Source organism: Corynebacterium sp. (assembly GCF_052107835.1).
Classification (GTDB): Bacteria; Actinomycetota; Actinomycetes; order Mycobacteriales; family Mycobacteriaceae; genus Corynebacterium.
In genome coordinates, this window is sequence record NZ_JBQEDF010000022.1 from 1 (window position 1) to 21,554 (window position 21,554).

The window sequence follows — 21,554 nt, forward strand, 5'->3', positions numbered from 1 at the left end:
GGCTACGACTTCATCCAGGGGCCGATGGGTGCCTGGAACTTCGCCTGCTTCGGCGTGGTCGCCGGCGTGCTGTTCCTGTCGTTCCGGGAGAAGAACAAGGGCATGCGCCAGGTCTCCCTCGGTGGTCTGATGGCGGGGCTGCTCGGTGGTGTCTCGGAGCCGTCGCTGTACGGTATTCTGCTGCGGTTCCGGAAGTCCTACTTCCGCCTGCTCCCCGGTTGTCTCGTCGGCGGCATCGTGATCGGCTTCTTCGACGTGAAGGCCAGCGCCTTCGTGTTCACTTCGCTGCTGACGTTCCCGGCCATGGACCCGTGGGGCGGCTACCTGATCGGTATCGGCGCCGCCTTCGTCACCTCGATGCTGCTGGTGATCTTCTTCGACTACCGGGGCAAGGACGAGAAGGCGGAGATCCTGGCCCAGCTCGAGGCCGAGCGCCGGGAGGCCAACGAGGACGAGGACGCCCGGGTTGCCACAGCGGCGGAGGCTTCAGGGACGACGCCCGCGAAGCCTGCACTCGAGCCGGGTGCTGTCACCGTGGTGACGGCACCCGCGGTGGGCAGGGTTCTCCCGCTGTCGGACGTCCCGGACCCCGCGTTCGCCGCGGCGACCCTGGGCGACGGCGTGGGTATTGACCCGTCCGGCGACACGATCGTCGCTCCGGCGGACGCGACGGTCCTGACGGTCCAGAAGACCGGTCACGCCGTGGGTCTGCGGCTGGACAGCGGAGTCGAACTGCTCATCCACATCGGTATCGACACGGTGAAGATGGGTGGGGAAGGCTTCGAGGTGCTCGTGGAGCGCAAGCAGAAGGTCGAGGCAGGGGACCCGTTGATCACCTTCGACAGAGAGAAGATCGAGGAGGCCGGCTACTCGCCGATCACCCCGGTTGTCGTGGTGAACACCAAGAAGTTCGGTTCGGTGGAGGGCATGCCCGCCGTCCTCGCCGCCTTCGGTGACGACATCATCACCGTCACCGCGAAGCCCGCCGAGGGGTCCGAGGACGCGCAGGACGCCCCGGGCGCGAAGGTCTAGCGCCGGAGGTGCCGTTCACGGGCCGAGCCCACCCCGCAACTCACCTGCGGGGTGGGAGGGTTTACCCGTGCTCTCCCAATCACGCGCCCTTCACCACCGCGTCCGGCGACAGGTCCAGCCGACGCAGCAGTTGCGCGTTGAGTGCCACGACCAGGGTGGACAGCGACATCAGGATCGCTCCCACGCTCATCGGCAGGATGAAACCGATCGGGGCCAGGATGCCCGCGGCCAGGGGGACGGACACCAGGTTGTACCCGGCCGCCCACCACAGGTTCTGCGTCATCTTGCGGTAGGTCGCCCGCGACAGCTCGATCACGGAGACGACCGCCCTCGGATCCGAGCTCGCCAGGATCACCCCTGCCGAGCCGATCGCCACGTCCGTACCGGCACCGATCGCGATACCGACATCGGCGGTCGCCAGGGCGGGTGCGTCGTTGACTCCGTCGCCGACCATGGCCACCTTGTGCCCCTCGTGCTGCAGCTCGGCGACCTTCGCCGCCTTGTCCTCGGGGCGCACCCCGGCGAAGACCCGGTCAATGCCGAGTTCCTTGGCCACGGTATCGGCCACCGCCTGGGCATCGCCGGTGATCATCACGACCTGCGCGCCACGCTCATGCAGGGCCTTCACAGCCTCGTAGGATTCGTCGCGGATATCGTCCGCCAGCCTCAGGGCACCGATGACCTCACCGTCCGCCAGGACGTGGAGGATGATCGCCCCCTCGTCCTTCCAGGCGTCCGTCCCGTCCAGCGCATCCGCGTGGGATTGCTCCAGGAGATACGGGCCGCCGACCTCGATAACGGCACCATCGACAGTGGCCCTCACTCCGACGGCGGGGGAGGACGAGAAGTCCGCGGCGCTGTTGACCTCGAGCCCTCTGCTGTCCGCCGCGCCCATGATGGCCTTGGCCAACGGGTGCTCACTGTCGGACTCCGCAGCCGCGGCGAGGGACAGGACGTCCTCCTCGCTGCGGTTCACGGTCAGGATCCCGGTGACCGTCGGCTCGCCGCGGGTCAGCGTGCCGGTCTTGTCGAACAGGACGGTGTCCACCGTGCGCATCGACTCCAGTGCCATCCGGTCCTTGACCAGGACGCCGGCCCGGGCGGCACGCTCGGTGGCGATGGACACCACCAGCGGGATCGCCAGGCCCAGGGCGTGGGGGCAGGCGATGACCAGGACGGTGATGGTGCGGACCACGGCGTCCTCAGGCACTCCGACGACCGACCAGATCACGGCGGTGATCACCGCGGCGGCCAGCGCGAACCAGAACAGCCAACCGGCTGCCGTGTCAGCGAGACGCTGCGCGCGGGACGAGGAGTTCTGCGCGTCCGACACCAACGACTGGATACCTGCCAATGTGGTGTCCTCGCCGACGGCGTTGATCCTGACCCGCAGCCCCGAGTCCGTGGCGACGGTACCGGCGACAACCTGGTCGCCCACGTCCCGTCGGACGGTCTGGGACTCGCCGGTGACCATGGACTCGTCCATCGATGCTGAACCGTCCACGATCTCGCCGTCGGCCGGGACCGAGGATCCCGGACGCACGATGACGACGTCGTCGAGGGCCAGGTCGGACGGGGCGACCGTAACTGTCCCGTCCCCGGTGACCTTCTCGGCTTCGTCGGGGAGCAGGGCGGCCAGCGAATCCAGGGCGGAACTGGTCTGTGCCAGCGAGCGCATCTCGATCCAGTGGCCGAGCAACATGATCACGACCAGCAGGGCCAGCTCCCACCAGAAATCCAGTTCGTGGCTGATCAGTTCCAGGCTGGCGCCCCAGGACGCGATGAACGCGACGGTGATCGCCAGGGCGATAAGCAGCATCATGCCCGGCTTGCGGTCCCTGATTTCGTCGACCGCTCCGGTGAGGAACGGACGCCCGCCCCAAAGGTACATGACCGTGCCCAGCACCGGTGAGATCCAGCCGATGACCGCGGCGTCCGGCAGGGTGTAGCCGATGAGGTGGGCGAACATGTCGTTGAAGATCACGACCGGGACGGCCAGGACCAGCATGATCCAGAACAGTTTCCGGAACTGCTCCACATGTCCAGCGTGGCCCTCGTGCCCGGCATGACCGCCGTGGCCCTCGTGCCCGGCGTGCATGTCGTGGCCTTCGTGTCCGGCATGACCGCCGTGGCCCTGCGCCATATGGTCATGCCCTTCGTGCATGTCGTGCATGTCGTGCATGTCGTTCATCTCGTGGTGGTCATGCCCGGACTCGTGCTTCATATCCATGGTGCTAGCTGATCTCGCTCTCGGTGACCCACTTGTGGTTCGTCATGTCCATGCCGTCCGCCTCGACGTCGACCATGTACACGGTCTCGTCGGTCGAACTGTCGATGGTGGCCTCGGCGCCGTCCATCCCGGCCATGTGTTCCGCGTTGATGGTGGCGGTCGCTCCGTCCTCCAGTCGCTCATCGGGGACGGCTCCATCCTGGTCGAGCTCCTCCTGGACGACCCACTTGTGGTCCTCCACCGGCTCACCACCGTCGGTGGGGGTGTAGCTCACCGAGTAGGTGTAGGTGTCGAACGCCCCGACGATGGTGGCTGTGGCTCCGTCCATTCCCGGCATGTGGTCAGCGGTCAACGTGACCTCGGAGCCGACCGTGTGGGTCGGGTCCTCTGCCTCGGCGATGCCCTCCGGCGGCGGACCACCGTCAGCGGGGTGCTCCATGTGGGCGTGGGCATCATCGGGAGCCTCGCTCGCGCCCCCGGCGTCTGTGGCGGCGTCCGTCTGGCCGTGGTCACTGTGTGCATCGTGGCCGGTGTCCTCCCCGTTGTCTCCGCCGTCCGAGCCGCAGCCGGTCAGTGCCAGGGTGCTGCCGAGCAGTCCTGCGGCCAGTAGTGCGGTCAATCGCGTCTTCACGGTGTCTCCTTCGCTCGCGTTTTCCTATACCCCCTGGGAGTATACGCGACGTTTCTGGGAAGCCCCCTGAGCGTGGGTGCGGGCGGGGGGATATGAATCGTTGGTTCACCCCCGGAAAGCCCGGCTGGCCCGCTCCCGTTCCGCCTCGAGCCTGCGCACGGCGGAACCCAGAGCCAGGGCCGTGACAACCACCACCACGGCCAGGCCAGCGAGCGCCCAGCTGAGCCCCACGACAGTGGTCGCCACCCCCACCGCAAGGGTGGGGATGGAGTTGCCGCCGAAGATCTTCGCGAAGAACACCGCGGTCTGCGGCCCCTCGGTCTCCGGGGAGATTGTCCGCTCGTACACGGCGGTGGCCATCACGAACACCACTCCGAGGCTGAACCCGCCGATGACCGAACCCGCCAGGACGATCACCGCCGTCCACACCCCGGGATCCCCGCCCGCCAGGATGACTGACACCGCCGTCGCAGCCGCGCTGACGGCACTGCCGCCGAGACCCCACCGCAGTGCGCGCGCGATGTCCACGATCCGGCGCGTGGCCAGTTGACCCACGATCATCGCCACGAAGAAGATGAAGGGCACGACCGCGGCAAGCGACGGGGACGCGGCGTCCCCGATCATGGTGCCCAGGCCGAGGAAGAGACCACCCAGCGACCAGGAAGTAGCGCCCGCCCATCCGCCGAGGCGGTTCCAGGAACGGTGGTCGTCCGGCCGTGACGCCAGGTGCTGCCGACGTCCGGAACCGGGGGAGACCGGGTCGGGGGACTCCGCGACGTCACCGTCCGGCTGTGGCGCCGGTCGGTTTCTCCACACCACCACGAGGAAACCAACGGAGACAACGAGGTGGACCGCGAACAGGATCCTGTCGGCGTCCGAGGTCACACCGGACAACAGTTTCGCCCCGAACAGCCCGAGCCCGAGTCCCGCCGAGGTCATGATGGCCAGGATGAGGGGATCGAAGCGACCGAACCCGCGTCGCTGCAGATCCAGCAGGATCTGGGGAGCCGCCGCGTTGAGGAACGCCACCGTGATGCCCTGAACCGCGCGTCCGACGAAGAGCACCGCCGTGCCCGGCGCCAGCAGGAAGAGGACATCCGCAACGACGAGGGCCACGGTCCCTGCGAGGAGCAGTCCCGTGGGAGTGAGCTTCCGCAGGATCAGGGGAGTGCACAGCAACGCCGGGACCAGTGTGAAGGCGTAGACGGCGAAGAGCAGTGACTGGACGGACGTACCGAAGCCGTAGCTCTCCCGGTAGCTGTCGAACAGTCCCGAGGGGAAGCCCACGCACAGCAGGGCAAGGAAGAGCACGAAAGGGATGAGAGTGAAGAAGCGGCTTTCACGACTCGCAGTTGGCATGGCATCCTCCTGTTCCGGTCAGGTAGGCACGCTACTCCGCTCCCGGTCCCGATAACGGCGGTTTCTGCGGCGACGTCCACCGTGAACGACGAAACGTCAGCAACCCCGCAGGTCGGTTGGACCAACCTACGGGGTTGCTGACGCGTCGTCAGTGACGGTGCGGCTGAACGGGGCGGGCCCCACCGGCCGCAGTTACAGCGCGGACACCTCCGCGACCGCGTGCAGGGTCTCCAGCTTCGAGGCCTTGCGCAGCTGGACGTGCCAGGTGCCGTCGCCGGACTGCTCGGAGAAGAACGCCACCTTCGTCGGCAGGACGACCGGCTTGGCGAACTCCACGGCGTAGCGTCCCGCGGACGGCAGCAGGCCCTCCAGACCGCTGAGGATCCGGGCGGCCGACCACATGCCGTGGGCGATCGTCGCCGGGAAACCGAACGCCTTGGCGCCCAGTCCCGAGACGTGGATCGGGTTCTTGTCGCCCGAGGCTTCGGCGTAGATCTTGATGCCGGCCTGGTCGATGGCCCAGGTTGCCGTCGGGGTGGGGTCGGAGGGGACCTCCGGACGCTCGAACAGCGACCCGGTGTCCTCCTCGCGTCCGGCGACCTCGGCGTCCGCCGACGAGGAGAGCTTGGCACCCTTCGCCAGGAAACCGGAGGTCTGCGTCCACACGGGTTCGTCGGACGAGGCCCCGTCGGCATCCTGGACGAAGATCTCCGTGACCATGTCGATCAGCAGGCCCTTGCGGTGCTTGCGCAGGTTCTCGGCGCGCGTGCGGATGTGCAGCACATCATCGACGGTCAGCGGGCGGGTCTGCTCGATGACGTTCGTCAGGTGCACGGCACCCACCGCGTTGAAGGGGAAGTCCGGCGTGGACATGACCTTCATCGCCAACGGAAACGACAGGATGTACGGGTAGGTGTACGGCAGCTCATTTCCCAGCCGAAGGCCGGAGGCCGCGGTGAAGTCGCCGAGGTGAACGATGTCGATCGTCACACCCCTGACCTCGAAACCGGTTGCGGGGTCGGACTTCGCGGAGCGGGACGCGCCTACGACGGGAACGAGGTCCTTCGCCGCTCCCATGTACTCGGACATCAGCTCCGGGATCTCCGGGAGCTCCTTGTAGGTGACAGTCATCCTCAACCTCCTAGGCGCCCAGCAGGTTCTGGCCGCAGACACGGACAGTGTTGCCGGTGACGGCGTTGGACGCATTGCCTGCGAAGAAGGCGATGGTCTCGGCGACGTCGACGGTCTGTCCGCCCTGGGCCAGGGAGTTCAGGCGGCGACCGACCTCGCGGGTGCCGAAGGGCATCGCGTCGGTCATGGCGGTCTCGATGAAGCCCGGGGCGACAGCATTGACGGTGATGCCCTTGTCAGCGAGCTCCCCGGAGAAGGTGTCGACCAGGCCGACGACGCCGGCCTTGGTGGTGGCGTAGTTCGTCTGGCCCCGGTTGCCGGAGATGCCGGCCATGGAGGACACGCCCACTACGCGGCCGCCGTCGGCCAGGCCACCGTTGTCCAGGAGCGCCTCGGTGATGCGCACCGGGGCGACAAGGTTGATGTTCTGGACCATGTTCCACCGCTTCTCGTCCATGTTGGCCAGCAGCTTGTCCCGGGTGACGCCGGCGTTGTGGACGATGATGTCGACCTGGCCGCCGTGGCGCTCCTCGGCGTGGGCCTTGATCTTCTCGGCGGCGTCCGGTGCGGTGACGTCCAGCGGCAGGGCAGAGCCCTTCACCTTGTTGGCGGTCTCGGCCAGGCCCTCGCCAGCGGCGGGGATGTCGACGCAGACGACCTTGGCGCCGTCACGGGCAAGGACCTCGGCGATGGTGGCACCGATGCCGCGTGCCGCACCGGTGACCACCGCGATCTTGCCAGCCAGGGGCTCGTCCCAGGACTCCGGAGCGTCGGACGCGCCGACGGTGACGCGGATGACCTGGGCGTCAACGAACGCGGACTTGCCGGACAGTAGGAAACGCAGGGTGGATTCGGTGCCGCTCAGGTCGTCGCCGACCTCGGGGGAAACGTAGACCAGCTGGGCGGTGGCGCCACGGCGCAGCTCCTTGGCGATGGAGCGGGTGAAACCCTCCAGCGAGCGCTGGACGATGTGCTCGTCGCGGTCCTCCACCAGTTCGGGGGTGGTGCCGATGACGATGATGCGGGCGCTGGGCAGCAGCTTGCGCAGCTGCGGGTTGAAGAAATCGAAGAGCTGGTGCAGTTCCTCGGGCTCGGTGATCCCGGTCGCGTCGAATACCAGGGCGGCGCGCTTGGCATCGGTACCGGCGTCGACGAACTGGTAGTCACCGGTCAGCAACGGCTCGATGTCGGCGACCACGCGACCCTCGCCACCGAGCACGACCGGGCCGTCGAGAGCGGGCTCGCCCTTCTTGTAGCGGCGCAGCGGCTCGCCCTGCGGGACACCGAGCTTGCCTGCCAGGCCGGAGTTGACGACCTGGTCGAGCAGGCCCTTGTTGGAAGACAATGTAGCGATCTCCTTGCGTAGTAGAAGTGTCGAACGTGGATCCTTTATTCGAAAGCGTACCCTGCGGCCGCCCGAACAATGTTATGTTCTCATTCGTACCCTAGTGTGTGACTCGGTACCATGTCCCGTAAATCCCTGACACCGGTTACATTACCCCCGACGGGTCGATGATCCGCCCCGCCAGTGACGACGGCGGTAGGCTGGCTGGTCGACACCACACAGATGATGGAGAGACAATCAAGTCATGACTACAACTCCGCGTAAGGTCGCCATCCTCGGCGGCAACCGCACCCCCTTCGCCCGGTCCAACAAGGAGTTCTCCAAGGCCTCCAACCAGGACATGCTGACTGCCGCCATCGATGGACTCGTCGCTCGTTACGGTCTTCAGGATGAGAGGCTCGGCCTCGTTGTCGCCGGTGCCGTCCTGAAGCACGCCCGCGACTTCAACATGACCCGTGAGGTCGTCCTCGGCTCCGCCCTTGCCTCCAACACGCCGGCCTTCGACCTGCAGCAGGCCTGCGGCACGGGCCTCGCGGCAGCCGTCCAGGTCGCCGACGCCATCACCCTGGGCCGCATCGACGTCGGCATCGCCGGCGGCACCGACACGACCTCGGACGCGCCGCTGGCCGTCAACGACGAGCTGCGCAAGACCCTGATCAAGGTCAACAACGCCAAGTCCACCGGTGAGATGGTCAAGCTGCTCGGTTCCGTGCGTCCCGGCCAGCTCGCTCCGGAGCAGCCGCAGAACGGTGAGCCCCGCACCGGACTGTCCATGGGTGAGCACGCTGCGATCACCGCCCGTGAACTCGGCGTGAAGCGCGAGGACCAGGACCAGCTGACCGTCGAGTCCCACCAGAAGCTCGCCGCCGCCTACGACGCCGGCTTCTTCGATGACCTGGTGACCCCGTTCCTCGGCGTGCAGCGCGACACGAACCTCCGTCCGGACTCCGACGTGGAGAAGCTGTCGACCCTCAAGCCGGTCTTCGGCAAGAAGGACGCCGCCGCCCACGGCACCCAGGCCACCATGACCGCCGCGAACTCCACCCCGCTGACCGACGGTGCCTCCGCCGTGCTGCTGGCCAGCGAGGAATGGGCCGAGGAGCACAACCTGCCGGTCCGCGCCTACCTGGTGGACTCGGAGACCGCGTCGGTGGACTTCCTGCACGGCCACGACGGTCTCACCCCGGACGGCCTGCTGATGTCCCCGACCTACGCGGTCCCGCGTCTGCTGGAGCGCAACGGCCTGACCCTGCAGGACTTCGACTTCTACGAGATCCACGAGGCCTTCGCCTCCCAGACCCTGGCGACGCTGCAGGCCTGGGAGTCCGAGGACTACTGCCGTGACCGTCTCGGCCTGGACGCCCCGCTGGGCTCCATCGACCGCGCGAAGCTGAACGTCAAGGGTTCGTCCCTGGCCGCCGGCCACCCGTTCGCCGCCACCGGCGGACGCATCCTCGCCACCGCAGCGAAGACGCTGGAGGAGAACGGCGGCGGCCGTACCCTGGTCTCCATCTGTGCCGCAGGTGGACAGGGCATCACCGCCATCGTCGAGCGCTAGTCCGCTGGTCCGACTCGTCCGGAAAAAGTCCTACCACTTCTTGGTGGTAGGACTTTTTGCGACCTGGGGTTATCCAAGTTCAATTGGCCGAACTCCGGTAGAACTTCGCGCGGGGGACCGCTCAGGCGTCGCCGTGGACGGTGACCGTGTAGCCGTCGGGGTCGGTGAAGGAGAACTGGGTGCCGAATGGGCCGTCGAACGGTTCCTGGACGACTGTCGCCCCGGACTGCGCGACGCGTTCGTGGACGGCGTCCGGTTCAGGGCTGTGGAACCATACCCCGATGCCGTAGCCGGGTGCCGGTGATGCGGCATCGAGTTCCGTGCCGGGGAAGGGGCGGCGCACGGCGAACGGGAGGGAGTCCGGTCCGGTGTTGAACACGGCCGCGCCCTCGTTGGGGGCGGGGACGCGAGGGAGTCCCACGACCGACCCGTAGAAGTCCGCGGAACGGTCCAGGTCGCGGACCTGGAAGGACACGAAGTCCGAGGCGGATGTTGTTGCGTTGGTGGTGGGTGTGGTGGACATGGTGATCACTCCTGGAGGGGAATGTGGTGTGCCGTTCTTCATGTCAAAGTCCTGACACGGTCCCCAGTGTTGCGCAACGGGGGCGATGTGTCAAGATATTGACATGACATCACGCAGCGAATCGGTGGATCAGGTGGGCGTACTGGTGAAACAGACCCAGTCCCTGCTCCACCAGGCCATGGACCGGGAACTCCGCCCCCTGGGGCTGACCGTTCCACAGTTCGCGTGCCTCAGGGCACTGGGCGAGGAGCCGGGCATGTCCGGTGCCGAACTGGCACGCCGGATGTTCGTCTCGCGCCAGTCGACCAGTGGGGTGGTCGGTGGGCTGGAGGGTCGCGCACTCATCGAACGTGCCGCGGAACGGGGGCCACAGCGTCAACGGGCCACCGTGCTTACCGGCGCAGGACGCGAGATTCTCGGCCGGGCGGAGGACGCCGTCGCCGGGGTCGTGGGGGATATGACCCGCAGCGTCGCGGACGGGGACCTCGAGGTCACCCGGGGCGTCCTGTCAGCGATGGCGGAGAATCTGGTGACCGAGACGCGCGGCGGATAGCGGGGTACCCTGGTGCCATGCGCATTATTGGACTGACCGGCGGAATCGGTTCGGGGAAGACAACGGTGGCCGAGAGGCTGCGGCAGAAGGGCGCGTTCATCGTGGACGCCGACAAGGTCGCCCGCGAGGTCGTGGAGCCCGGCCAGCCCGCACTCAGGGAACTCGCCGACGCCTTCGACGGGGTCATCACGGAGGACGGCACCCTGGACCGGGCCGGTCTCGCACGACAGGCCTTCGTCACCCCGGAGGCCACGGAGAAGCTCAACTCCATCACCCATCCCCGCATCCGCGAACGCACGCAGAAGCTGTTCGCGCAGGCGAAGTCGGATGGTAGGGAGATTGCCGTCTACGACATGCCGCTGCTCATCGAGAACGGGGAGACAGGCCAGGTGGACACGGTCCTGGTGGTCGATGCCTCGGACGAAACCCGTGTCCAGCGGCTGGTGGACTCCCGTGGCCTGGATGAGGACGACGCCCGCCGCCGCATCGCCGCCCAGATTGACCGTGAATCACGGTTGAAGGCGGCGGATGTGGTCCTGGACAATTCCGGTGATGTTGAATCACTGATCGCGCAGGTCGACCGCTTCTGGGACGGGGTGTGATCTGAATGGCCTTTGCAGCGGAGCATCCCGTCCTGTCCGAATCGGAGTTTCGTCCGGTCGGTGAGGTCGAGCGCGCCGACAACCGTTTCGAGGTGGTCAGTGACTACGAACCCGCCGGTGACCAGCCGACCGCCATCAAGGAGCTGGACGAGCGACTGAACCGTGGTGAGCGGGACATCGTCCTGATGGGCGCCACGGGTACCGGCAAGTCCGCGACGGCCGCGTGGCTGATCGAGCAGCAGCAGCGTCCGACCCTGGTCATGGCCCCGAACAAGACGCTGGCCGCGCAGCTCGCCAATGAGCTGCGCAGCCTGCTGCCGAACAACGCCGTCGAGTACTTCGTGAGCTACTACGACTACTACCAGCCCGAGGCGTACATCGCGCAGACGGACACCTACATCGAGAAGGACTCCTCGATCAACGACGATGTGGAACGTCTGCGCCACTCTGCGACGTCCAACCTGCTGTCGCGTCGGGACGTGGTGGTGGTGTCCTCGGTGTCATGCATCTACGGCCTGGGTACCCCCCAGTCGTACCTGGACCGTTCCGTGGTGCTGAAGGTCGGCGAGGAGGTCGAGCGCGACCGGTTCCTGCGGTTGCTCGTGGACATCCAGTACGACCGCAATGACGTGGCCTTCACCCGCGGTGCGTTCCGGGTGAAGGGCGACGTGGTCGACATCATCCCCGCCTATGAGGAACTTGCGGTGCGCGTCGAGTTCTTCGGCGACGAGATCGACAGTCTCTTCTACATCCACCCGCTGACCGGGGACGTGATCCGTGAGGTCGAGGACATCCGCATCTTCCCCGCCACCCACTACGTGGCCGGTCCGGAACGCATGGAGAAGGCGATGGAGGATATCCGCGGGGAGCTGGAGAAGCGCGTCGCCGACCTGGAGGGCCGTGGCAAGCTGCTTGAGGCGCAGCGGCTCCGGATGCGCACCGAGTACGACCTCGAGATGATCCAGCAGGTCGGTTACTGCTCCGGCATCGAGAACTACTCGCGGTTCATGGACCAGCGGGAGGAGGGCTCGGCCCCGGCTACGCTGATCGACTACTTCCCGGACGACTACCTGACGATCATCGACGAGTCGCACGTGACCGTGCCGCAGATCGGCGGCATGTTCGAGGGCGACATGTCGCGGAAGCGCAACCTCGTGGACTTCGGTTTCCGTCTGCCGAGCGCCTTGGACAACCGGCCGTTGACCTGGGAGGAGTTCGACGACCGCAAGGGTCAGGCCGTGTACATGTCGGCGACCCCGGGCGACTACGAGATGGCGGCGGCCGGCGGCGAGTTCGTGGAGCAGGTCATCCGTCCCACCGGACTGGTGGACCCGCAGGTCGAGGTACGCCCCACGGAGGGGCAGATCGACGACCTCATCGAGCAGATCCGGCAGCGGGTGGAGAAGACCGAGCGTGTCCTGGTCACCACCCTGACCAAGCGCATGGCCGAGGACCTCACCGACTACCTGTTGGAACACGGTGTGCGGGTGCGGTACATGCACTCCGACATCGACACCCTGAAGCGCGTGGAACTGCTGCGTCAGCTGCGGCTGGGGGAGTACGACGTGCTGGTCGGCATCAACCTGCTGCGTGAGGGGCTGGACCTGCCCGAGGTGTCGTTGGTGGCGATCCTGGACGCGGACAAGGAGGGCTTCCTGCGCTCCGAGCGTTCCCTGGTGCAGACCATCGGCCGTGCCGCCCGTAACGTGTCCGGCGAAGTCATCATGTACGCGGACAAGGTCACCGACTCGATGCAGTACGCCATCGATGAGACGGAGCGGCGCCGTGCCAAGCAGATCGCCTACAACGAGGAGCGGGGCATCGACCCGCAGCCCCTGCGCAAGGCGATCGCCGACATCCTGGACCAGGTCTACGAGAACCGTGGGGACGAAGGCTCGGACGCTGACACTTCCACCGGATTCGGCGCGGACGTCAATGTCGCCGTCGGTGCTGACGGCGCGTCCGCCGCCACCGGACGCGAGGCCGAGGGGATGGCGCGTCCCGAACTGGAGAAGCTGATCGCGGACCTGACCTCGCAGATGCAGGACGCCGCCCGCGAGCTGAAGTTCGAGCTGGCGGGGCGTCTCCGCGATGAGATCGCCGACCTGAAGAAGGAGCTGCGCGGCATGATCGAGGCAGGCATCTGAGCGAGGACGTACTGGTGCGGTAGTCTGGTTCGAGAAACAAGTGCGAGTGAACAGGGGTGTGCAGTGAGCGAGAGTATGACCTACGGGACCATCGTGGTCGGGACGGACGGGTCCGATTCCTCCCTTCTTGCGGTGCGTCGGGCGGCGGCGATGGCGGCGGCGTTCGACGCCCGGCTGGTGATCGGCTGCGCGTTCTACCGGGATGCGGACGCGGCAGTGAAGGCCGTGCGCATGGACTCGAAGACCGTGGTGGGGGACGACCCGGCGCAGCAGAACCTGGAGACTGCGGTGAATGCGGCGACGGAGGTCGGTGCCAAAGAGGTGGCGACCGCGGTGAAGGAGGGCTCACCGGTGGAGGCCCTGATGGGGATCGTGACCGACGAGTCCGCCGACCTGCTCGTCGTCGGGAACCGGGGGATCAACTCGTTGACCGGGCGGCTGCTCGGCTCGGTGCCGGCGGATGTGGCGCGGCAGTCCGACTGCGACGTGATGATCGTGCACACCGTGTAGGTGACGAAGTGTAGGTCACGAACGATTGGTGATCGCCAAGAATCAGCACCATTGGCGTGAGTTCGATGTTTCACCGCATCCGGGCAGGAATTCTGCCGCGGCGGACGAGGCGTAGACGATCCGTCCCAACCCGGCCCACCCATGGGCGGCGGCGCACATGGGGCAGGCTACCCAGGCACATCAGGCGACTCAGGCGACTTAGGCGAAGTAGGCGCTCACCTTGTCCGCCGCGAGGTCCGGCTGCAGCAGCATCACACCGTGCGAGTAACCCGGGTAGAGCTCCAGCCCACCACCCATCGACTGCTGCATGGACGGCGCCCCGGTTTCGGTGACAGCGGAGTCCTTCGTGTACCCGATGCTCAGCGGTTCCCGCTCGAGCTCCGCGCCGGACAACTCCGTCGGCTCGGTCACTGAGGGCCAGCCGGCGCAGAAGGCACCGGAGGCGATCATGTCGTCGTTCGCGCGGATCAGGTCACCGCCGGTGAAGGTGCGCTCAAGGTACGGTCCGACCAGGGACGGATCCGGGGCGACCGCGTTCTCGTTGCAGATGATCGCCCGTTCCACGAAGCCACCCGAGGTCTTCTGCAGATCAATGCCCTCCTGCTCCTCCTCGGTGAATTCCTCCACGGGCTCATCCCCGAACGTCCCGTCCCGCAGGGAGGCGGCGAGCGAGGGCCAGGTCGTCTGGTCGTAGAGGGCGTCCAGCACAGTCTGGGTGCCTACCGCCATGCCCCCGGAGGCGGCGGGGTCGACGAAGGTACGCATGGCGTCGACGAAGGTGCCGCCGCGCCAGTCGGCGAAGGTCACGCTGTCCAGCAGCCGGACACCCAGTTCCCCGGCACTGCCGGTGCCCTCCGGGAGGTCGGCGGGGTCGGCGCCGGGTGGGGTCACCGGCAGACGCGTCCCGGTCGGGCCGGTGACCTGGGACTCCATACTGCGGAAGACCTTCAACGGTGTATCGCCCAGGTGGTACTCGCTGTCCTTGCCGGCCATCCAGGAGAACATCGCGTTCACCGCCTCGATCCGGGCAGCCTTGCGCTCGCCGCCGAGGGCGAACCACCGGTGGTTCGGGTCGGCGGAGGAGTCCAGGAGGACCCGGTCGGTGCTCTGCGGGAACAGCGACGCGTAGGTCGCCATCATCGGCCCACCGTAGGAGACACCGTAGAGGTTGAGCTTCTCCTCGCCCAGTACCTTCCGGGCCTCCTCCAGGTCGCGGGCCACGTTCTCCGTGGTGACGGTATCGACGTAACCGGGCTGTGATTCCTCGCATCCCGCACGCATATCGGCGGCGATCAGTGACGGCGTGCAGTCCAACGGCGTCCCGAACGCCAGGCCACGGGGTTCGACACCGACCAGGTCGTAGTGCTCGCGCACGTCGGCGGGCATTGTCACGCGGTTCTTCTCTTCGGCGCTGCCCGGTTCGCCGACAGCCTTGGAGGAGAACATCGGGATGGCGTCGCCGCCCGGGCCACCAGGATTGCCGGCGATAACGCCCTTGCGTTCGCCGGTGGCGGGGATCCTGCTCATCGTCAGGGAGATGGTGCCGGCGTCCGGGGCCGAGTAGTCTTTCGGCACCTCGATGTCGGCGCATTCGGCGGCGTCGTCGGCGATGGCTCCTACGGGGCACGGGCCCCAGTCCGGGCCCTGCGGGGCAGGGGAGCCTGGGGTGTCTGTGGTGCCTGCGGTGGCCGCGGGGGCGATCACGAGCCCGCAGGAGAGGGCGAGGGTCATGGCGACGGACGCGCAGGAACGGAGGGCTGATCCGCGGGAGGGGGGTGTGAGGGAGATCATGTTCACCGACCCTACAACGCCCTCACTCCGCTGCGCTGGGTGAATGCGGGGCACCTGCGGTCCACGGCAACGGCGCATCGTGGACCAGGGTGAGTCCCTGCGTAGCGCGGGTCACCGCCACGTAGACGTCGTTGAGCCCCTGTGGGGACGCCTCGGCGATCTCCGCGGGCTCGACCAGGACGACCTCGTCGAACTCCAGTCCCTTGGCCCCGTTGACGTCGGAGATGACGAGTCGGTCGGTGGCGGGGGAGCCGTCGACGAGTTGCGACAGCCCGGCCACCCGTCCGGACGCCGCGATCACACCCACCAGGCCCTCACCTGCGGCGTCGACCGCGGCGGCGATGGCCTCGGCGGCATCCGGGACCGGGTATCCACGGACCCCGGTACCGGTCTCCCGCAGGCAGGACGGGGCATCCTGACCGGGGGAGACCTCCGCCTGGATCGTGGTGGCGATCTCGGCGATGTCCGCCGGGGTGCGGTAGTTCACCGTCAGCTCGTGGAGCCGCCAACGGTCCTTGACGAACGGGGACAGCGCGGTGCTCCAGTCCTCCACCCCGGCTGGGCTTCCGGTCTGTGCCGGGTCACCGACCAGGGTCATCCATCTGTTGGGTGAGCGGCGGAAGATCATCCGCCACGCCATGGCCGACAGTTCCTGGGCCTCATCCACGATCACGTGACCGAAGGCCCACGTCCGGTCCGCCGCGGCGCGCTCGGCGGTGGACAGGGATGAACGGACCCGCTGGCGCTCGGCGAGCTGCTCGGCGTCGATGACGTCGTAGGCCATGAGGATCTCGGCGTCGGTGCCGTCGTCGAGGTCCTGGTAGGCCGAACCGCTGAGGATGTCGAGAGCCTCCTGTGCTTCCTCGACCTTCGCCGACCACCGCTTCTGCTCCTCGGCCTCGGTCTCCTCCACACCGGCGATGCCGAGGATCTCGGCGAGCTCGTCGAGCAGTGGGGCATCGGCCTCCGTCCAGGCGTCAGGTGCGTCCTCACGCAGCAGCGCGCCCCGGGTGAGGTCGTCGTAGTCGGACGCGGCGGAATCCACCGCGTCCTGCGAGCTGTACAGGCCCGCGAGCACGTCCTCTGCGGTGAGGTGGGGCCACAGGTCCTCGATCGCGTCGGCGATGCCGGTCTCCGCGGCGAGGTCCTCGCGGAGCTGCTCCAGGTCCGCCTTGGTCAGGAGGTTCTCGCCCCCCAGCGGGTCGGCGCCGATGGTGTCCGCCAGCTGGTCCCGAAGCAGGTCGAGGGCCGCGTCACGGAATCGCTCGCGGGCCATGTTGTGGGGACGCCGCGACCGGCGGGCGCGCCCCCGCGCATTCCGCGCGATCTGCGGGGTCAGGGATACGGCCACCCCGTCGAGGACGAAATCGAGCGGTTCCTCGGGCACGCGCTGGTGGTCACGGACCGCATTCGCCAGGATCTCCAGCATCTCCAGCGACCCCTTGACCTCCTGGCCGATCAACGGCTCCGCGCTCAATGGTGCGGTGGTGAGGCCCGGAAGCAGGGTGCCCGGGGTGGCCAGTACCACGCCGGTCTCGCCCAGGCTCGGCAGCACCTGGGAGATGTAGTCCAGGAAGCGGGGGTTCGGGCCGATGATCAGCACACCGGTGTTCGCCAGCTGCTCGCGCCAGGTGTACAGCAGGTAGGCGGTGCGGTGCAGGGCCACCGCGGTCTTCCCGGTGCCCGGGCCACCCTGGACCACGGTCACGCCGCGGTGCTCCTCACGGATGATGCGGTCCTGCTCGGCGACGATGGTGTCGACGATGTCGTGCATGTGCCGGTCGCGGGCGCGGTTGACCGCGTGGAGCAGGGCACCCTCCTGTGCGACGGAGCCTGATTCGGTGTCGCTCTCGCCGGTGAGGCGCTCATCGGCGACATCGGCCACCGTGCGGCCCCGGGTGCGGATGTGGCGGCGGACGTGGACGCCCTCCGGGTGCAGGGTGGTGGCCAGGTAGAAGGGACGGGCCATCGGTGCACGCCAGTCCATCAGCAGGGTGCGCATCTCATCGTCGGAGGTGTGCAGGCCGATGCGTCCGATGTAGCGGCGGTCGAGGGTGGCGGCACCGTCGGTCACCGGGTTCTCCGGCTCGTCGTCCTCCACGTCGATGCGCCCGAAGAACAGTCCGATCTCCGCGGCGGAGAGCTCATCGAGGCGCCGGGACACCTCCAGCGTCTCCCGGTCGCGCTCCAGGAGGGCCTGGGGATGGTCGATGTCGGCGGTACGGCGCTGGACCTTGCGCAACCGGTCGGTGAGGCGGTCACGCGTGTCGTCGACGACCGACAGCAGGTCATCGAGGTTGCTCTGCTCGGCAGCGATGTCGGGTGACACGTCCGGCTGCACGTCCTGCGGGGTGGTGGACGGGGTGGTGCTCATGGTCTCCTGGAAACTCTCGGGTGTGGCCCTGGGGTGTGTGAAGCGGCCACGCGACAGGACGACCATGGTACCCGGGCCGGCAGCATTACGTGCCCGGTGGATGGTGCTGAAGGGGCCGGACCTGTCATGTATCTTCCGATCAAACAGCAGCAAACTACACGAAACATTCATCGTGTGGAATGGGGCACCATGACGACCGAGAAGCCAGGCGCACAGGGCGCACAGGGAACCGCTCAGCCGCCAACCACACCCCGGACGGCAGAGGGTTCCGACCCCACCGGGAAGTCTGCCGGGGATGAATCCCTTGCTCCCCAGCAGGCACGTATCGTCGGCAGGACGTCCTACTTCTTCATGTGGATGGGCGGGTGTGTCTCCATCGGCACCTTCACCATGGGATCATCCCTGGTGGGGGAGCTGAACCTGCTGCAGTCGATTCTGGCGATGACCATCGGCTGTGTGGTCATCACCATCGGGCTGACCCTCAACGGTGCGGTCGGGCACCGGTGGGGAATTCCCTTCATGGTGCAGGTGCGCAGTTCCTTCGGTTTCGTGGGGACGAGGATTCCCGGCCTAGTGAGGGCATTACCAGCACTGATGTGGTACGGCTTCCAGAGCTGGGTCGGCGCGATGGCGATCGACGAGATCAGTGACACCCTGTTCGGCTACAGCAACGTGGTCCTCTACTTCATTCTGTTCCAGGCCCTGCAGATCGGACTGTCGTTGTTCGGCTTCCAGGGGATCAAGTGGCTCGAGAACGTCGGTGCTGTGTTCATCATGCTCGCGCTGCTCTACATGCTCTACACCGTGATCGACCAGTACGGGGCGGAACTCGGGGAGAACTTCGCCGCGGGCGGATCCTGGGGGACGCCCTTCTGGGGAGCGACGCTGCTGTTCCTCGGTATCTACGCCACGATGATGATCAACGTCAGCGACTACTCCCGTGAGCACGTGACCTCGACCCGTCCCGGGACGATGTTCTCCATCTACACCGCAGCCATCCTGCCCGTCACCCTGTTCATGGGAATGATCGGACTGATGGTTTCCGAGGCGACCGGAGTCGTTGACCCGATTGAGGTGTTCTCCAGTGCGGTGAACAACACGCCTCTCATGGTGGTCACGCTCCTGTTCATCATCTTCTCGCAGGTCACCACGAATGTGCTGAACAACGTGGTTCCGCCGACTTACGTGCTCATGGACATTTTCGGTATGAAGTTCCCCACCGCGTCCGTCGTGGTGGGCCTCCTTGCCCCGGCCACGTTCCCGTGGCTTCTGGTGCAGGACGAGAACGCCGACGGGCTGCAGACCTTCGTCCAGATCTACTCCGCGTTCCTCGGGCCGATCTTCGCAGTCATGGTCGTGGACTACTACCTGATTCGTCGCCAGAAGCTGCAGGTTGCGGAGTTGTACGAATCCACGGGTCGTTTCTCCGGGGTGAATTGGGCTGGCGTTATCGCCACGGCCGTCGGTGTGGTGTGTGCTTTCCCGTTCTCCGATCTCGGGTGGTACATCAGCCTGGTTCCCGCCGGCCTGGTGTACTGGTTGCTGATGACGTACATGCCGTCCGCCAGACGGTTCCGGCCCGAGAAGGAGAACTGATGCGCATACTCGTGGTGAATGTGAACACCACCGAATCCATGACAGCGACGATCGGTGAACAGGCCCGGTCCACGGCCTCCCCGGACACCCGGATCATCCCACTGACCCCACGTTTCGGCGCGGAGTCGGTGGAGGGCAACATGGAGAGCCACCTGGCGGCGGTCGGGGTGATGGACGCGGTGGCGTCCTACCCGGAGCCGTTCGACGCCGTGATCCAGGCCGGTTTCGGGGAGCACGGGCGCGAGGCGCTCCAGGAGCTCGTCGAGGTTCCCGTGGTCGACATCACCGAGGCGGCGGCACACGTGGCCAGCCTGGTGGGCAGGAGCTACAGCGTGGTCACCACGCTGGACAGGACGGTCCCGCTGATCGAGGACCGGCTGCTGCTGGCGGGACTCGACCGACGGTGCGCATCGGTGCGTGCCAGTGGCCTGTCGGTGCTGGAGCTGGAGGAATCGGCGACGAGGGCCGTGGCCACCATCGCAGAGGAGGCCCGCCTGGCCGTGGAGCAGGACCGGGCGGAGGTGATCGTGCTGGGCTGCGGCGGAATGGCCGGCCTCGGGGACGCCGTCCGCGAGGCGACCGGGGCACCGGTCGTCGACGGGGTGGCCGCTGCCGTCCAGCTCGCCGAGTCCCTGGTCAACCTGGGTCTGCGGACCTCGAAGGTGCGTACCTACGCCACGCCGAGGCCGAAGGGGATCACCGGGTGGCCGCTCACAACTGAGCCCTGAGGAACTCCGCGACCTGCGCGATCCCCTCGGCGCCGATCCCGTGCCCCACACCGTGGTAAGTCCGCTGCGTCAGGTCAACGCGTCCGGACGCCCATTCACCGGTGAAAGCGACCCGGTCGGGCGGTATCACCGGGTCCGCCGGGTCGCGGCCCCAGAAGAAGGGGACGTGGTGTGCTGTGAGGTCGTCGTCGTGGAAGTACCCGTCCAAGGCGGTTCCGTCGGTGGGGCCGATCGCGAAACCGGACAGTCCGACGACCGCAGCGAAATCCCCGGGCCTGGTTCGCAGCAGTGAGGTGGACATCGCCATGCCCATGGAGAATCCGAACAGGATCACCGAGGAATGCCGTTCGCGCGCCGCACCCACCCATCCCGCCAGGTCCTCGGTGGCCTTCCTGGCGGCCTCCGAGGTGTAGGCGGTGCGGGCGGCATCCAGTTCGAACCAGGTGTACCCGGGCATGCCGAATCCGGTGTCCATCGCCACCGGCGCGCGCAGCGAGGCGTAGGTGGCGTCGTCCGGGAGATGGGGGACCAGTCCCATCAGGTCGTCCTCGTGGGAACCGATGCCGTGGAGCATCACGACGAGCGGAGTGCCGTCCCTGTCGCCGGGGCTGCGTGACCAGGCGACGGTGTAGTCGGGGACGTGGGAGCCGTCACCAGCCACGGTCACGCCATTCGCCCAGGTGGGGACGTTCCGCCCCGATGGTTGTGTCGTCGCCGTGCCCCGGGTGCACTGCCGTGGAATCGGGGAGCACGAAGCAGCGGTTCTCCACATCGTCGAGCAGACGGGTGAAGAGCTCGGGGGAGAAGGTCTTGCCCACGCCACCGGGGAAGAGACTGTCACCGGGGAACAGGTGCGTGGTGCCGTCGGACAGGGTGGTGACCAGCGCGAGCCCACCCTCGGTGTGTCCGCGCAGCAGGATAAGTTTCAGGTCCAGAGCACCGAGGGCTTCGGACGAGGTGGTGAACTGCTCGGCACTGTCGGAGTCCGGGTCGTGGCCCCAGGTCACGTCCACTGCGGCCGGGAGTTCCGGTGCGTCCTGGACCGAGGCGTGGTGCCGGGCGCCGGTGGCGGCGAGGACATCCTCCAGTGCGCCGACGTGGTCGAAGTGACGGTGGGTGGTGAGGACGTCGGTGATGCGGACGCCGAGGGTGTCGGCCAGGGCCAGGAGGTGCTCTGCGTCGGCCGAGGCATCGACGAGCAGGGCGTCCGGCCCGGCGCTGATCAGGTAGCAGTCGTTGTCCATGGAGCCGACAGTGGTCTTGGTGACGGTCACCGGGTTGCCGTCGGCGGAGGTCGACCCCGTTGTGATGCGGCGGGTCTCCCGGGGGGAATCCAGGTGACTGAAGGTGCCGTTTCCGGGTTCGTCGGTGATATTCACGGGTGTCATGCATTCCACCCTAGTCATGTCGGCCGGCGGTACGGTGCGGGTGCGCTGACCCGCAT

18 protein-coding genes are annotated in these 21,554 nt (G+C 67.2%); 8 read left to right on the forward strand and 10 right to left on the reverse strand.

All coding sequences use genetic code 11. From position 1 onward, the window contains the following. On the forward strand, window positions 1-1,032 hold a 1,032-nt coding region (locus tag ACTIL2_RS07275; protein WP_442336786.1), incomplete at its 5' end, for a glucose PTS transporter subunit IIA. 79 nt (window positions 1,033-1,111) lie between these two features. Here the strand turns inward: ACTIL2_RS07275 and ACTIL2_RS07280 are convergent. The 5 genes from ACTIL2_RS07280 to ACTIL2_RS07300 all read right to left on the reverse strand — a co-directional run bounded on the left by ACTIL2_RS07280 (window position 1,112) and on the right by ACTIL2_RS07300 (window position 7,728). Further along, window positions 1,112-3,214, reverse strand: a complete 2,103-nt coding sequence (locus tag ACTIL2_RS07280) for a copper-translocating P-type ATPase (RefSeq protein WP_442336819.1) — start codon at window positions 3,212-3,214, stop codon at window positions 1,112-1,114. A 52-nt stretch (window positions 3,215-3,266) separates the two neighbouring features. Continuing rightward, the gene (locus ACTIL2_RS07285) at window positions 3,267-3,893 is read right to left on the reverse strand and encodes a YdhK family protein (RefSeq protein ID WP_442336787.1); all 627 of its coding nucleotides are present in this window, start codon (window positions 3,891-3,893) and stop codon (window positions 3,267-3,269) included. Window positions 3,894-3,998: 105 nt separating this feature from the next. Next, window positions 3,999-5,252 carry an MFS transporter gene (locus ACTIL2_RS07290; protein ID WP_442336788.1) on the reverse strand — a complete coding sequence of 418 codons (1,254 nt, stop codon included), beginning with the start codon at window positions 5,250-5,252 and terminating at the stop codon, window positions 3,999-4,001. 192 nt (window positions 5,253-5,444) lie between these two features. Continuing rightward, on the reverse strand, window positions 5,445-6,383 hold the full coding sequence (locus ACTIL2_RS07295; protein WP_442336789.1) for a MaoC family dehydratase: 939 nt from the start codon (window positions 6,381-6,383) through the stop codon (window positions 5,445-5,447). 10 nt (window positions 6,384-6,393) lie between these two features. Then, a complete protein-coding gene (locus ACTIL2_RS07300; RefSeq protein ID WP_442336790.1) occupies window positions 6,394-7,728 on the reverse strand; it encodes a 3-oxoacyl-ACP reductase in 1,335 nt (444 codons plus the stop codon). 244 nt (window positions 7,729-7,972) lie between these two features. On the opposite strand from ACTIL2_RS07300, the gene ACTIL2_RS07305 reads away from it, so the two are divergent. Further along, window positions 7,973-9,286, forward strand: a complete 1,314-nt coding sequence (locus tag ACTIL2_RS07305; protein WP_442336791.1) for an acetyl-CoA C-acetyltransferase — start codon at window positions 7,973-7,975, stop codon at window positions 9,284-9,286. Between the two features lie 121 nt (window positions 9,287-9,407). On the opposite strand, the gene ACTIL2_RS07310 is transcribed toward ACTIL2_RS07305, so the two are convergent. Continuing rightward, on the reverse strand, window positions 9,408-9,809 hold the full coding sequence (locus ACTIL2_RS07310; RefSeq protein ID WP_442336792.1) for a VOC family protein: 402 nt from the start codon (window positions 9,807-9,809) through the stop codon (window positions 9,408-9,410). Window positions 9,810-9,912: 103 nt separating this feature from the next. Here ACTIL2_RS07310 and ACTIL2_RS07315 point away from each other — a divergent pair, with 103 nt between their 5' ends. The 4 genes from ACTIL2_RS07315 (at window position 9,913) to ACTIL2_RS07330 (ending at window position 13,621) form a co-directional block, all read left to right on the forward strand. After that, window positions 9,913-10,362 carry a MarR family winged helix-turn-helix transcriptional regulator gene (locus ACTIL2_RS07315; protein WP_442336793.1) on the forward strand — a complete coding sequence of 150 codons (450 nt, stop codon included), beginning with the start codon at window positions 9,913-9,915 and terminating at the stop codon, window positions 10,360-10,362. A gap of 17 nt (window positions 10,363-10,379) precedes the next feature. Then, window positions 10,380-10,964: a dephospho-CoA kinase gene (gene coaE, locus ACTIL2_RS07320; protein WP_442336794.1), complete on the forward strand. Its 585-nt coding sequence runs from the start codon at window positions 10,380-10,382 to the stop codon at window positions 10,962-10,964. A 5-nt stretch (window positions 10,965-10,969) separates the two neighbouring features. Continuing rightward, window positions 10,970-13,111, forward strand: a complete 2,142-nt coding sequence (gene uvrB / locus ACTIL2_RS07325; RefSeq protein WP_442336795.1) for an excinuclease ABC subunit UvrB — start codon at window positions 10,970-10,972, stop codon at window positions 13,109-13,111. A gap of 75 nt (window positions 13,112-13,186) precedes the next feature. After that, entirely contained in the window at window positions 13,187-13,621 is a 435-nt protein-coding gene (locus tag ACTIL2_RS07330) for a universal stress protein (RefSeq protein ID WP_442336820.1), read from the forward strand. 198 nt (window positions 13,622-13,819) lie between these two features. On the opposite strand, the gene ACTIL2_RS07335 is transcribed toward ACTIL2_RS07330, so the two are convergent. Continuing rightward, the gene (locus ACTIL2_RS07335) at window positions 13,820-15,412 is read right to left on the reverse strand and encodes an alpha/beta fold hydrolase (protein ID WP_442336796.1); all 1,593 of its coding nucleotides are present in this window, start codon (window positions 15,410-15,412) and stop codon (window positions 13,820-13,822) included. A gap of 22 nt (window positions 15,413-15,434) precedes the next feature. Then, entirely contained in the window at window positions 15,435-17,786 is a 2,352-nt protein-coding gene (locus ACTIL2_RS07340) for a HelD family protein (RefSeq protein ID WP_442336797.1), read from the reverse strand. Between the two features lie 189 nt (window positions 17,787-17,975). Between ACTIL2_RS07340 and ACTIL2_RS07345 the strand changes: the two genes are divergently transcribed. Beyond that, window positions 17,976-19,382: an NCS1 family transporter gene (locus tag ACTIL2_RS07345; RefSeq protein ID WP_442336798.1), complete on the forward strand. Its 1,407-nt coding sequence runs from the start codon at window positions 17,976-17,978 to the stop codon at window positions 19,380-19,382. Further along, window positions 19,382-20,110 carry an aspartate/glutamate racemase family protein gene (locus ACTIL2_RS07350; RefSeq protein ID WP_442336799.1) on the forward strand — a complete coding sequence of 243 codons (729 nt, stop codon included), beginning with the start codon at window positions 19,382-19,384 and terminating at the stop codon, window positions 20,108-20,110. Before ACTIL2_RS07345 ends, ACTIL2_RS07350 begins: the two co-directional genes overlap by 1 nt. On the opposite strand, the gene ACTIL2_RS07355 is transcribed toward ACTIL2_RS07350, so the two are convergent. Together ACTIL2_RS07355 and ACTIL2_RS07360 are read right to left on the reverse strand one after the other, a co-directional pair. After that, entirely contained in the window at window positions 20,094-20,777 is a 684-nt protein-coding gene (locus ACTIL2_RS07355) for an alpha/beta hydrolase (protein WP_442336800.1), read from the reverse strand. The two genes, ACTIL2_RS07350 and ACTIL2_RS07355, sit on opposite strands and share 17 nt — an antisense overlap. Continuing rightward, window positions 20,761-21,498, reverse strand: a complete 738-nt coding sequence (locus ACTIL2_RS07360; protein WP_442336801.1) for an MBL fold metallo-hydrolase — start codon at window positions 21,496-21,498, stop codon at window positions 20,761-20,763. Before ACTIL2_RS07360 ends, ACTIL2_RS07355 begins: the two co-directional genes overlap by 17 nt. Window positions 21,499-21,554: the final 56 nt, after the last annotated feature.